Annotated in this window: 10 protein-coding genes; 6 read left to right on the top strand and 4 right to left on the bottom strand. The window is 67.8% G+C overall.

Features of this window, described 5'->3' with window-relative positions; translation table 11 throughout:
• Window positions 1–143: 143 nt before the first annotated feature.
• The 4 genes from BST15_RS03240 to BST15_RS03225 form a co-directional block, all read right to left on the bottom strand.
• Window positions 144–710, bottom strand: a complete 567-nt coding sequence (locus tag BST15_RS03240) for a NifU family protein (RefSeq protein WP_046188372.1) — start codon at window positions 708–710, stop codon at window positions 144–146.
• Window positions 707–2,620: a ferrous iron transporter B gene (gene feoB / locus BST15_RS03235; RefSeq protein ID WP_046188371.1), complete on the bottom strand. Its 1,914-nt coding sequence runs from the start codon at window positions 2,618–2,620 to the stop codon at window positions 707–709. Before feoB ends, BST15_RS03240 begins: the two co-directional genes overlap by 4 nt.
• On the bottom strand, window positions 2,617–2,907 hold the full coding sequence (locus BST15_RS03230; RefSeq protein ID WP_046188370.1) for a FeoA family protein: 291 nt from the start codon (window positions 2,905–2,907) through the stop codon (window positions 2,617–2,619). Before BST15_RS03230 ends, feoB begins: the two co-directional genes overlap by 4 nt.
• An 80-nt stretch (window positions 2,908–2,987) precedes the next feature.
• Entirely contained in the window at window positions 2,988–3,752 is a 765-nt protein-coding gene (locus BST15_RS03225) for a TVP38/TMEM64 family protein (RefSeq protein ID WP_046188369.1), read from the bottom strand.
• Window positions 3,753–3,917: 165 nt separating this feature from the next.
• Between BST15_RS03225 and mutA the strand changes: the two genes are divergently transcribed.
• From mutA to BST15_RS03195, 6 genes are all read left to right on the top strand, one after another.
• A complete protein-coding gene (mutA, locus tag BST15_RS03220; RefSeq protein ID WP_046188368.1) occupies window positions 3,918–5,825 on the top strand; it encodes a methylmalonyl-CoA mutase small subunit in 1,908 nt (635 codons plus the stop codon).
• Between the two features lie 5 nt (window positions 5,826–5,830).
• Complete coding sequence (gene scpA, locus BST15_RS03215; protein WP_046188367.1) at window positions 5,831–8,128, top strand: methylmalonyl-CoA mutase; 2,298 nt, start codon at window positions 5,831–5,833, stop codon at window positions 8,126–8,128.
• Window positions 8,129–9,118 carry a methylmalonyl Co-A mutase-associated GTPase MeaB gene (meaB, locus tag BST15_RS03210; RefSeq protein WP_046188366.1) on the top strand — a complete coding sequence of 330 codons (990 nt, stop codon included), beginning with the start codon at window positions 8,129–8,131 and terminating at the stop codon, window positions 9,116–9,118.
• A gap of 70 nt (window positions 9,119–9,188) precedes the next feature.
• Window positions 9,189–10,454, top strand: coding sequence for an esterase/beta-lactamase LipL (lipL, locus tag BST15_RS03205; protein ID WP_046188365.1), 1,266 nt, complete (start codon window positions 9,189–9,191; stop codon window positions 10,452–10,454).
• Between the two features lie 52 nt (window positions 10,455–10,506).
• Window positions 10,507–11,223: a thioesterase II family protein gene (locus BST15_RS03200; protein ID WP_046188364.1), complete on the top strand. Its 717-nt coding sequence runs from the start codon at window positions 10,507–10,509 to the stop codon at window positions 11,221–11,223.
• 568 nt (window positions 11,224–11,791) lie between these two features.
• Window positions 11,792–13,549 (top strand): AMP-binding protein, encoded by a 1,758-nt coding sequence (locus BST15_RS03195; RefSeq protein WP_046188363.1) that lies wholly within the window; start codon window positions 11,792–11,794, stop codon window positions 13,547–13,549.
• The last annotated feature ends 87 nt before the right edge of the window (window positions 13,550–13,636 follow it).

The raw sequence follows: 13,636 nt of genomic DNA, 5'->3' as shown, positions 1-13,636 counted from the left end.
CTAAAGAAGACTGTAACGGCGAACGGACCCCAGTCGGCTATTGCTAGACCGCCTTTCACCGAATTGTTGCTGGATTTAGCAGGGGTTCGTGTTGTTTGCCGGGAATTTTGGCTATCGGCGCGGTCGCCATTGACCGCCGGGCCTCAGCGGACGAACAACGTCAGCAGTTTCCTACCGACCGTCACCGCGGTCGAGGGGTTCGCCACCGTGACCGTCACCTGGTCGCCGAAGCGGCGCCGCAACTCGTGTTGGAGCCTGTCGTGCAGCGTGGTCTCCGAAGCCGGGCAACCTCGGCAGGCCCCAGACGTCCGCACCCGCACCTGATCGCCGCTGATCCCCACCAGCTCGATCGCTCCGCCGTGGGCTGCGGCGATCGCGCTGATCGGCCCTGCGAGCAGCTCCTGAACCATCTGCGTCAGGTCGCCGGCGGGCTCGATGGGCTCCACTCGCCACTGCGTCGGCGCCCGCAGGGCCTCGTCGAGGGCGACGCGGATCTCGTCGCCGCGGTCCCGCCAACGCTGCGCGGGGCCCAGCGTGATCACGACGTCGCCGGCGTGGACCGTCATTTCCTCGATCACGCCGTCGTCCTGCAACGAGCCCAGCCGGCCCGGTGCCCGCAGCACCCGCCCACCGGCGGGCATGCGGTCGCTGATCACCACCCATCGGGCCCGTTGCGGGTCGCCGGTCGCCTCGGCGTGCAGGGGGATCATGTGCCCACCGCCGTCGCGATCGACGTGGCGACGAATGCCATCGCCCAGGCCAAGGCGAACATGTAGCCGAAGGCGAAGGCGGGCCAGCGCCAAGTATTGGTCTCGCGGCGCATGACCGCGACGGTGGACATGCACTGCAGCGCGAACATGAAGTAGACCAGCAGGGCGATCACCGTCGGTGTGGTCAGGACCCGGTTTCCGTGCTCGTCGGTCATCGCGGCCAGCGCCTGGTGTGGGTCGGTGGGGTTGGTCGCCGCCGAGACCTGGCCGAGGGTAGAGACGAACACCTCCCGCGCCGACAAGGAGCCGACCAGCGCTATGTCGATCCGCCAGTCGAATCCCAGGGGGGCAAAGACCGGCTCAACGGCTCTGCCGATTCCTGCGGCATAGCTGTGGTCCAGGACGTAGGCGGAGGCCTGCGGCGGGCTCAGTTGCGCGGTCTCGGCGGAGCGAGTCGGCAGATTCATCAACACCCAGAGCGCCATGGACGTCGCCAAGATGATGGTTCCGGCCTTGCGTAAGAAGATCTTTGCCGCAGACCAGATCGCCACCAGAACTGCGGTGGGGGAAGGAAAGCGATACGGCGGTAGCTCCATGGTGAACGGCAGCAGGTCGCTGCGCAGAATCGTCGACTTGAACACCGATGCGGCCAGCAGGGCGGAGATGCCACCGCCCAGGTACAGGCCGAACATGGTGACGCCCTGGGCGCTGAAGCCCCACCACCGGTCTTGTGGGGCCACCAGAAGCCCGACGAGCAGGGTGTAGACCGGCAGTCGCGCCGAGCACGTCATCAGCGGGGCGCTGATGATCGTGGCGATCCGATCACGCGATGACGGCAGGGTGCGGGTGGCCATGATCCCGGGGACCGCGCAGGCGAACGAGGAGAGCATCGCCACGAATGCTCGGCCCTCCAGCCCCGTTCGGGCCATCACACGATCCATCAGGAACGCTGCGCGCGACATGTATCCGACATTCTCCAGCAGCGCGATCATCAAGAACAGCAGCACGATCTGCGGAAGGAACTGCAACACGGTCCCGACGCCGCCGATGATGCCGTCGCCGATCAGGCCACCGGCCGCCGTGCCGCCCAGGTGCGTGTTGACTTCAGATCCCAGCCAGTCCAGTCCGGCGGCCACACGGTCCTGCAGCGGGGCCGCGACGGTGAAGATGATCTGGAAGAACGCGAACATCACCGAGAAAAAGATGACGATGCCCCACAGCGGGTGCAGGACCACCCCGTCGATTCGGCTGGTTCGCTGATCACGGTGTGGGGCAACGTAATCGGCGGCAGTAAGCACCGACCTGCCCCAGTCTTCGAGGGCATCTGGATCGGCGGGGGGCAGCACTGCGGGACGCGACCAGGCGGGGCTGGACTCCAACAGGGTGCGGAGCTCTTCGATGCCCGATCCGCGGTTCGCGATGACGGCGAGGACGGGGATGCCCAGCGCGGCCGCGAGCGAATCGAGGTCGATCCGGCCCTGCCGGGCAAGCAATTCGTCGGTCATGGTCAGCACCAGAGCGGTGGGGAGATCCAGCCGCAGCACCTGGCCCACCAGCACGATCGAGCGGCGCAGGGTGGTGGCGTCGGCGACCAGCACGGCCGCGTCGGGCCGGTCCATGCCGCCGATACCCCCGGTCAGCACGTCGGCGACCACCTGCTCGTCCGGGCTGATCGGATCCAGGCTGTAGGTGCCGGGGAGGTCTTCGATGGCCAATTCGACGTCGCCGACGGTCAGCACTCCGACGCTGCGGCCCACGGTGACGCCGGGATAGTTGCCGGTCTTTGCCCGCAACCCGGTCAGGTGGTTGAACAGGCTGGTCTTGCCGGCATTGGGGCTACCGACCAGGGCGATTCGGCGTGCCTGTGCCAGTTCGATGGACGTGGCGGCGTCGTCGTGACAATTCGTCATGGCCGGCCATCACCCTCGGCGTCGATCCGGATCAGCTGGGCCTCTCGGCGCCGCAGGCACAGTTCGGTGTCCTGGACGCGGTAGATCGTGGGGTCGCCCAGCGGCGCCCGGCGGATCACGTCGACGCGAGCGGTCGCACGAAAACCCAGTTGGCGCAGGCGGGCCGCCACCGCATCTGGAGCATGCGCCATCACACCGGTGATGGTGGCCCGCTGCCCCGGTCCCAGATCGGCGAGCACGGCCACCGATGGGGATCGCTGCGCCGAACGCCGCCGCCACCTGCTCATCAGACGCCCTAACGCTAGATCAGCTCACGGTTGCAAGGTACGCCTGATTCCGCAGGTGCGTCGGGCCTGATCGGCCGCGATCAGCCGATGGCCGCCGGTTCGGCGGGATCGATGCGATATGCCTGCGTGTCGGGGCCAGGCCGGTGCCGGCGGTGCATGCGGATCTCATAGGCCAACAGGGCCACCCCGACAGCGGCGGTGCATGCCGACACCGCGAACAACAGCGGGCTCACCTCACCGGTCAGGGCGTCGCCGAGCACCACCACAGCCGCGGTGCCCGGGAGCAGTCCGACCAAGGTGGCCAGCGTGTACGGCAGCGCTCGCACCGCCGAGGCGCCGGCGGCATAGTTGATCACCGAGAAGGGGATCGCCGGAATCAACCGCAGCGACACCACCGCGGGCCAGCCACGCCGACGCAGCCGAGCGTTGACCGCATCCAGTCGCGGGTGTCGCACCAGCCGGCTCACCTGCCACCCGAACACCCGCATGAGGATCAGGGTCGCTACCGCGCTCAGCGCGCTGGCGACCACCGCCAGGACGACGCCGAGCCACGGGCCGAACAGAAGTCCGGCGGCCAGCGTGAAGGCGGTGCGGGGGAAGGGGAAAACGGTGACCAGGGTGTGTGCCGCCAGAAACGCTAGCGGAAACCACGGGCCCAAGGTCTGCGCCCAGTCCCGCAATTGCACAGCCGTGGGGACCGGCACCAGCAACGCCACCGCGACCAGGCTCGCCAGCACGGTTGTGGTCAACGCCAACCGCCGCAGTGCCACCTGGCGCGCGGTGCCGATGAACGCCGCCCACGCGCCACGCAGCACCTGCGGGATTCGGGTCGCAGCGGACGTCACAAGTCCCCAGCCTACGGCCCGGGGGTTAACGGCCGGCGTCGCGCAATGGGCGTTTCCACGCTCGACGTACCTCGTCCGTGTCGGCCGAGCGGCATCATTTAGCCTGGTTGGCACGTGTCGAGTAGCGATTCATCAGCTACTCGCGAGTAACCACAGGAGTCGCCGGTGTCCATCGACGTGTCCGCCGAATCCGCCGGCATGGAGCAGGCCCGGGCCCGGTGGCGTGCCGCCGTGGCCGGGGTGCTGGCCAAGAGCGCGCGCCGCGAGCCGGCCGAGATCGACGCACAGACCGGTGGTGAGCCCGAGCGGCTGCTGGACACCGCCGTGGAGGGATTGGCGGGCCAGGTCGGGTTCGCCATTCGACCCCTCTACACCGCGTTCGACGCGCTGCCCGAGCCTCCGTTGCCGGGAAACTGGCCCTACGTGCGCGGCGCGGACGCCCGGCGTGACGTCCTCAGCGGATGGAAGGTTGCCGAGGTCTTTCCCGCCGGCGGGCCGGGGTCTGCGGCCGACGTCAACGCGGCCGTACTGAGCGCTCTGACTGACGGAACCAGCGCGGTGACCCTACGGGTCGGGGACGGGGGAGTGCCGGCAGCCGAGCTGCGGGGGGTCTTCAGCGACGTCTATCTGGAGCTCGTTCCCGTGCTCCTGGACGGGGCGCAGGCCGGCGACTACACGACGGCCGCAGACACGATGCTGGCGTTGATCGATGCGATTGCCCCAGACAGCCGCGCCGGCCTTTCGGTGGACCTGGGTGCTGACCCGCTGATCGCGCCGCTGGGTGGATACCAGGCACCGTCGATCGACGAGGTGCTCGCGGTGGCCTCGCGCGCGGCCGGTCGCCACGGGGTTCGGGCCATCGCCGTCAACGGCCCGGCCCTTCACAACTTGGGCGCCGGGGCATCCGGGGAGTTGGCGGGTGCGCTGGCCGCCGCGGTGGCCTACCTGCGCCTGCTCACCGATTCCGGCCTGTCGGTCGCCGACGCGGCACGTCAGATCAGCTTCCGGATCGCCGCCGATGACGACCAGTTCATCACCATCGCCAAGATCCGCGCGGCGCGCCAGCTGTGGGCGCGGGTCGCCGAGGTGGCCGGGGCGCCGGAAGCCGGTGCCGCCGTCGTGCATGCCGAGACGTCACTGGCGATGATGACCCAACGGGATCCGTGGGTGAACATGCTGCGCACCACGTTGGCCGCCTTCGGTGCCGGCGTCGGTGGGGCGGACACCGTGCTGGTGTGGCCGTTCGACTCGGTGATCCCGGGTGGCCAGCCCGGCACCGCGGCCAGCTTCGCCCGCCGGATCGCCCGCAACACCCAGCTGCTGTTGCTGGAGGAGTCGCACCTGGGCCAGGTCCTCGACCCGGCAGGCGGGTCCTGGTTTGTCGAAGACCTCACCGAGCAATTGGCTCAGCAGGCGTGGAGCCAGTTCCAGGAGATCGAAGGACTCGGCGGCTTTGAGGCCGCGCGTGGGCACATCGGCGAGCGGATCGCCGAGGTGGCGGCCGCCAGGGCCGAGGACATCGCGCACCGGCGTAGCGCGATCACCGGGGTCAACGAGTACCCGAACCTGGACGAACCGCCGTTGCCGCCTGCGGCGACCGAAGCCAGTGCGGCCGGGTTGCGCCGCTACGCCGCGCAATTCGAGGCGCTGCGTGACCGCTCCGACGCCTTCCTGGCACGCACCGGCGCCCGGCCGCAGGCGCTGTTGCTGCCCTTGGGGCCGATGGCCGAGCACAACATTCGGACCACGTTCGCCGCCAACTTGCTGGCCTCCGGCGGAATCGCGGTGATCAACCCCGGCCCGGTGGAGGCCGAGCAGGTGGCGGCGGCGGTGGCGCAGGCCGGCGGGTCAGGTGTGGCGGTGCTGTGCGGGACCGATGGCCGGTACGGGTCGGAGGCGGCCGGCGTCATCGCGGCGGCTCGGGCCGCCGGTGTCGACCGGGTTTACCTGGCTGGGCCGGCGAAAGCGCTGGCTGGCGGCGCTGACGACGATCCGAAGCCGGACGACTACCTGACCATGAAAATTGATGCGGTGCAGGCATTGTCGGACATTTTGAACCGATTGGGGGCCTAAGAGCCATGACCACCAGCACCTCACATGGCACCATCGGCAGCTTTGCCGAGGTGGCGCTGCACGGCGATCCGGACGCGTCCCCGGTCGCCGAAGTCACGGAAAGTGCCGTGGCCGAGCACATCGCCGCGGCAGCGGCAGCGCACGGTTACACACCCGAGCAGCTCGAATGGCAGACGCCCGAAGGCATTGCGGTCAAGCCGGTGTACACCGCCGCCGATCGCGCTGCCGCGGTAGCCGAGGGCTACCCGCTGGACAGCTTTCCCGGCGAGGCCCCGTTCGTCCGTGGGCCGTACCCGACGATGTACGTCAACCAGCCGTGGACCATCCGCCAGTACGCGGGATTCTCCACGGCGGCCGACTCCAACGCGTTCTACCGCCGCAACCTGGCCGCCGGCCAGAAGGGGCTGTCGGTCGCGTTCGACCTGGCCACCCACCGCGGTTACGACTCTGATCACCCGCGGGTGCAGGGCGACGTCGGAATGGCCGGCGTGGCCATCGATTCCATTCTGGACATGCGGCAGTTGTTCGACGGGATCGACCTGAGCGCGGTCAGCGTGTCGATGACCATGAACGGTGCGGTGCTGCCGATCCTGGCGCTGTATGTGGTGGCCGCCGAGGAGCAGGGGGTACCGCCGGAGAAGCTGGCCGGCACCATCCAGAACGACATCCTCAAAGAGTTCATGGTGCGCAACACCTACATCTATCCGCCCAAGCCGTCGATGCGGATCATCTCCGACATCTTCGCCTACACCAGCGCCAAGATGCCGAAGTTCAACTCGATCTCCATCTCGGGCTACCACATCCAAGAAGCCGGTGCCACAGCCGATCTGGAGTTGGCGTACACGCTTGCCGACGGCGTGGACTACATCAAGGCCGGTCTGGAAGCCGGGCTCGACATCGACAAGTTCGCGCCTCGGCTGTCGTTCTTCTGGGGCATCGGGATGAACTTCTTCATGGAGGTCGCCAAGCTGCGTGCGGGCCGCCTGCTGTGGAGTGAGCTGGTCGCTCGATTCGACCCCAAGAGCGCGAAATCGTTGTCGCTGCGCACCCATTCGCAGACGTCGGGGTGGTCGCTGACTGCGCAGGACGTCTTCAACAACGTCGCGCGCACCTGTATCGAGGCGATGGCCGCCACCCAGGGCCACACCCAGTCGCTGCACACCAATGCCCTCGACGAGGCGCTGGCGCTGCCCACCGACTTCTCCGCCCGCATCGCCCGCAACACACAGTTGCTGCTGCAGCAGGAGTCGGGCACCACCCGGCCGATCGACCCGTGGGGCGGCTCCTACTACGTGGAGTGGCTGACCCATCAGTTGGCGCAGCGGGCACGGGCGCACATCGAGGAGGTCGAGGCGCACGGCGGTATGGCCCAGGCCATCAGCGAGGGCATCCCGAAGCTGCGCATCGAGGAGGCCGCTGCCCGCACTCAGGCCCGCATCGACTCCGGGCGTCAGCCGCTGATCGGCGTCAACAAGTACCAGGTCGCCGAGGACCAGGAGATTGAAGTCCTCAAGGTCGAGAACAGCCGGGTGCGCGCCGAGCAGTTGGCCAAGCTCGAGCAGTTGCGCGCCGAGCGCGACGAGGCGGCCTGCCAGGCCGCGCTGGCCGAGCTGACCCGGGCGGCCGGCGCCACCGGTCCGGCCGGCGAGGACGGGCTGGGCAACAACCTGATGGCGCTGGCCATCGACGCCGCCCGGGCCAAGGCCACCCTCGGGGAGATCTCCGACGCCCTGGAGAAGGTCTACGGTCGCCATCAGGCCGAGATCCGTACGATCTCTGGGGTCTACCGTGACGAAGTCGGGAAGGGCAGCAACATCGCTAGCGCAACCGCTCTGGTGGAGAAGTTCGCCGAGGCCGATGGCCGTCGGCCCCGCATCCTGGTGGCCAAGATGGGCCAGGACGGCCACGACCGTGGCCAGAAGGTGATCGCCACCGCGTTCGCCGACATCGGCTTCGACGTGGACGTGGGCGCCCTGTTCTCCACCCCCGACGAGGTGGCGCGCCAGGCCGCCGACAACGACGTGCACGTGGTCGGGGTCTCGTCGCTGGCCGCCGGACACCTGACGCTGGTGCCGGCACTGCGGGACGCACTGGCGCAGGTGGGCCGGCCCGACATCATGATCGTGGTCGGGGGAGTCATCCCGCCCGGCGACTTCGACGAGCTGTACGCCGCGGGGGCAACCGCGATCTTCCCGCCCGGCACGGTGATCGCCGACGCCGCGGTGGATCTGCTGAACACGCTCGCGTCCCGGCGAGGTTACGAGCTCGCCGACCAGACGGAACCGGCGGCAGACCAGAAATAGATGGCCGACAACGTTTCTGACACCGTTGCCGAGCTGGCGGCAGCGGTGCGCTCCGGGGACCGGTCCGTGCTGCCCAGGGCCATCACCCTGGTCGAGTCCACCCGCCCCGACCACCGACAGCAGGCGCAGGAACTACTGCTGGCGCTGCTGCCGGACGCCGGTGGGGCTCGACGGGTGGGGATCACCGGCGTACCCGGCGTGGGCAAGTCGACCACCATCGAAGCCCTCGGCATGCATCTCATCGAGCAGGGCCACCGGGTCGCGGTACTGGCGGTCGACCCGTCGTCGACCCGCACCGGTGGTTCGATCCTGGGCGACAAGACCCGGATGCAGCGGTTGGGGACGCACGAACGCGCCTACATCCGTCCGTCGCCGACGTCGGGCACCCTGGGCGGGGTCGCCAAGGCGACTCGGGAGACGGTGGTGCTGCTGGAGGCCGCCGGCTTCGACGTGATCCTGATCGAGACCGTCGGCGTCGGTCAGTCCGAGGTCACGGTGGCCAACATGGTCGACACCTTCGTCTTCTTGACGCTGGCCCGCACCGGCGACCAGTTGCAGGGCATCAAGAAGGGTGTGCTGGAACTGGCCGACATCGTGGTGGTCAACAAGGCCGACGGCAACCACCTCGCCGAGGCGCGGCTCGCCGCACGGGAGTTGTCCACCGCGATCCGGCTCATCTATCCCCGCGAAACGCTCTGGCTACCACCGGTTCTGACGATGAGCGCTATCGAAGGAACGGGGCTGACGGAGTTCTGGGACACGGTGGAGCGGCATCGACAAACGCTGATCGACGCCGGCGAGTTCGATGCCCGGCGACGGGCGCAACAGGTGGATTGGACGCGCCAGCTGGTCCGTGACGCTGTACTCGACCGCGCGCTCTCGGGTCCGGCCGTGCGCGCACTGCGTGCCGAGGTGGAGCAGCAGGTGCTCAGCGGGGACCTGACTCCCGCGTTGGCTGCGCAGCGCATTCTCGGCGCCATCTGGGAGTAGCGGACACGATCTGGACTCAATGGCCGTAATCCAACTTATGTTGGACCGTCGGCGCGGTAGATTCCCCGCTATGACACAGCATCTCAGGGTTCGCGGGGCAGCGCTGCCGGCGAACGTGCACGGCGCTGCCGATCCCAATTTCGCTTGTGCTGTGCGCGCTTTCGCGGCAATGTTCCCAGGCCGCCGGTTCGGTGGTGGTGCTCTCGCGGTCTACCTCGACGGCAAGCCCGTTGTGGACGTCTGGACCGGGTGGTCGGACCGGGCGGGACGGGTGCCGTGGTCGGTCGATACCGGGGCCATGGTGTTCTCGGCGACCAAGGGTGCGGCATCGACGGTCATTCACCGGCTCGTGGACCGGGGACTGATCGAGTATGACGTGCCGGTGGCGCAGTACTGGCCGGACTTCGGGGCCAACGGCAAAGCTGCGATCACGGTTCGCGAGCTGTTGGGCCACCGGGCGGGACTGACCCACCTCAACGGCGCCAGGCGGTCAGACCTTCTCGACCACATGACGATGGAGGCCCGGATGGCGGCCGCCAAGCCTGGACCCGAACGCGGCAAACCCGCCTATCACGCGCTCACCTATGGCTGGCTGGTCTCCGGGCTGGCGCGTTCCGTCACCGGAATGGGCATGCGTGAGCTGTTCCGCAGCGAGTTAGCCGGGCCGCTGGACACCGATGGCCTGCACCTGGGCAGGCCGCCGGTCAGTGCGCCGACTGTCGCGGCGGAGATCATCATGCCCCAGCGCAGCCGGCGGCGCCCGCTCGTGGATCTGCTGGCGCCCCGGGCCGCAGGGATGCGGCGGTCGGGAGGGTTCGGCGCGTTCTACTTCCCGGGCGTGATGGACACCGTGCGCGGCGACACCCCGTTCCTGGACACCGAGGCCGCCTCCCTCAACGGGGTGACTACCGCCCGGGGTCTGGCCCGGCTTTACGGCGCACTGGCCAACGGTGGGCAGATCAATGGCACCCAGCTGCTGTCGCGTCGCCTGGTGGGGGGCCTGACCGGCCGGCGCACCCTCGAGCTGGACCGCACCATCGGGCTTCCACTGGCATTCCATCTCGGCTATCACGCGATCCCCTATGGGACTGCGTTGCCCGGATTCGGCCACGTCGGTCTGGGTGGGTCCATGGGCTGGGCCGATCCGGCTTCCGGTCTGGCGATCGGATTCGTGCACAACCGACTGCTGACACCGTTCGTCGCGGTCGACCACGCGGGATTCGTCGGAACGGCCGCCCTGATCCGCCGCGGAGCCGCGCGCGGCCGCCGGCACGGTTACGCCGGCATCCCGCGGCTGGGCTCACCGTTTGTCGAGCGGGATGCGGCGGCGGGCTGACATCCCGGCTCGCAGTGCTTTGGCCGCTGGGCTACGCCGGTAGGGTTGCCGGGTGACTGACCGTACGCCGAAGCTCTACATCTTCCCGCACGCCGGCGGATCGCCGCAGTACTACGTTCCGTTCTCCAAGGCGTTCACCACCGATGTCAAGCGCATCGGGGTGCAGTACCCGGGTAAGGGTGGAACACACGATCTTGGCGCCTTCACCAGTATCGAAGACCTTGCCGACCAGGTCTGTAAGACGGTTGCCCCGCCGAGCCCGGGCGATGGGCCGGTCGCTTTTTTCGGCCACAGCATGGGGGCGCTGCTGGCCTTCGAGGTAGCCCGCCGCTTCGAGGCGGACGGGCACCGGATCGCGGCGCTGTTCGTGTCGGCGGCCGGGGCACCGGGACGAGCCGGCTACGACAACATTCCCGAATCCGATCGTGGCCTGCTTGATGCGGTCAGCAGCATGACGGGCGTTAACCCCGAATTCTTGGAAAATGAAGAGTTCGCGGCGAAGATTCTTCCGACGTTGCGCGGGCTGAAAGCCATCGCGAACTACGACTGCCCCCCCGACGCTCGGGTGACCTGTCCCATATTCGCGTTCCATGGTGACGAAGATGACGTCGCCACCGAGGAAAAGGTGGGTCCGTGGGCGCAACGCACGACCGGCGAGTTCAGTGCGAGGGTGTTCACCGCTCCGGGACACCACTTCTACGTCAATGATCACCTGCCGGAACTGGTCGGCGATATCGAGAACAAGATCACGCAATATTGCCAGGTCTGACGCGCGATTCGGTAATCCGCATGTGAATTAACTCTTGTTGCCGAAGTTGCTTGTGGTGCGGGCTAAAGACTTGTCCGCTACTATGGCGGATCTGCTGCGTTTGCGCTGTATGTGGGCCATAAATTGCCTGTCAGCAGTGCTTACGTGGTAGCCTCCGCGGAGGGAAACGCCTGGGATGTCGGGGTCCAAGGAGTTTTAGCGCACGTTGCAAACATCCAGAAGGGATACCCGTGGCGTTGGTCGAATTCTCCGCACCGGCCGTGTCGGCCGGGCGATCGCTGCGCCCGGAAGTCCCCGCCCCAGTTCTCATCCGGCAGTGCATCCAGCCGGCCTGCGTAGCGGCCGACACTTTCAGCTGAGCATTCCGCTAGGGGTGTCCGCGAGACTTCAACCCGCGGGACCAGCATCCCCAATGTCGCTAATCCAATTGCATACTTCCGCTGCGTAGGGACCTTGCGCAGCGAAACCGTCAGTTCGGAGAGCACGTGTACACGACTCTCGACGGGGGACGAACTAATCAGCAGGTTGAGGTCCCAGACCTGGCAGCGCAGAAGGAGAAGGCATACCAATGTCCGTCACTGAAACGCACATCCCGACCATCCTGGCCAACCTCGAGCGGGATAGGCCGGACGCTCCGGCCTACACCTTTATCGACTACGACGTCGACCCGTCCGGTTACCGCGAAACGGTGACGTGGGCTCAGTTGCGCAACCGCGTGCGGGTGGTTGCTGCCGAGCTGGCGACCTGCGCCTCACCGGGTGACCGCGTCGCGATCCTGGCTCCGCAGAGCCTGGAGTACATCGTCGGGTTCTATGGCGCGCTGGAAGCAGGTCTGATCGCCGTACCGTTGCCGGTTCCCATGTTCGGCGTGCACGACGAGCGGGTGTCGGCGGCGCTGCGCGACAGTGCCCCGGTCGCCATCCTGACCACCTCGGCGGCGGTGGGGGACATCGCCAGCTCGATCAAGGGTCTGGGCGGCAAACCCCCCGTGGTGATCGAGATCGACGCCTTGGATCTGGACTCCGAACCGGCGTCGGCGCCCACTGCCACGGCGCAGACGAAGATCGCGTTTCTGCAGTACACATCCGGGTCGACCCGCACACCCGCCGGTGTCATGGTCACCCACACCAACGCGGTCTCGAACATGCTGCAGATGGCCTCAGACACCTTCGAGCTGACCGGCGGAACGCCGCCGCCCGAGCTCAACATCGTGTCCTGGATGCCCTTCTACCACGATCTGGGTCTGCTCGGCACCGTCATCTACCCGATGGTCCTGGGCCGGCACACCGTCCACATGAGCCCCATGGCCTTCCTGGCCAAGCCGGCACGCTGGATGCAGGAGTTGGCGCGCCAGCCGGTCGGTTTCACCGGTGGACCCAACTTCGCCTACGAGCTGGCGGTGCGGCGTACCTCCGATGAGGACATGGCCGGACTGACCTTGGCCAATGTGCACACGTTCTGTCTCGGCGCGGAGCGTATCCACGCCGCTACCCTGCGCCGCTTCGTCGATCGCTTCGCCAAGTTCGACATCAACCCGGCCGCCCTGCGCCCGGGCTACGGTCTGGCCGAGGCCAGCGTGTACCTCACGTCGAACACCCCCGGCACCCCGCCGCCGACACCCCGGTTCGACTACACCAAACTGGCCGCCGGTACGGCCGAGCTCAGCGGTCCCGACGGCGGAGTCGAGTTGGTCAGCTGTGGCGTGCCCCGGGCCTGCACCATCCGGATCGTGGACCCGGAGACCCACACCGAGAACCCGGACGGCAAGGTCGGCGAGGTCTGGGCACACGGTCCCAACGTGGCCGCCGGATACTGGCACAACCAGCAGGCCACCGAGGCCACCTTCGGCGGCAAGCTGGTGAACCCGTCACCCGGCACCCCACAGGGTCCCTGGCTGATGACCGGCGACCTCGGCGTGATCTCCGACCGCGAGCTCTACATCGTCGGACGTATCAAGGACCTGCTGATCGTCGATGGGCGCAATCACTACCCGGATGACATCGAAGCCACCGTTCAGGAGATCACCGGTGGGCGCGTGGCCGCGGTCTCGATCCCGAACGGCCAGTCCGAGCAGCTTGTTACGATCGCCGAGTTCAAGAACAAGGGGGGATCCGACGAGGAGATCCAGGACAGGCTGACTGAGGTGCGTCGCAAGGTAACGGCCGCGCTTTCCAAGGCGCACGGCCTGGTCAGCGGTGACCTGGTCCTGGTGCCGCCGGGTGCGATCCCGATCACCACCAGCGGCAAGATCCGGCGCTCCAGCTGCGTTGAGCTCTACCAACGGGACGGTTTCGACCGACTGGATGCTTCTGCTCGGTCTGTGTGATGCGATGACGAGCTGCTCGCGCAGCTCTCGGGGAGGTTGAGTTGAGCGAGAAGAGTGCTGCGTCGGTCGGGGGGCCGGATCGTCGGG

Origin of the sequence: Mycolicibacter arupensis, from assembly GCF_002086515.1 — a bacterium.
GTDB classification, from domain to species: domain Bacteria; phylum Actinomycetota; class Actinomycetes; order Mycobacteriales; family Mycobacteriaceae; genus Mycobacterium; species Mycobacterium arupense.
Note: the sequence above shows the minus strand (reverse complement) of the source record. Positions and strands in the feature narration are given on the sequence as shown.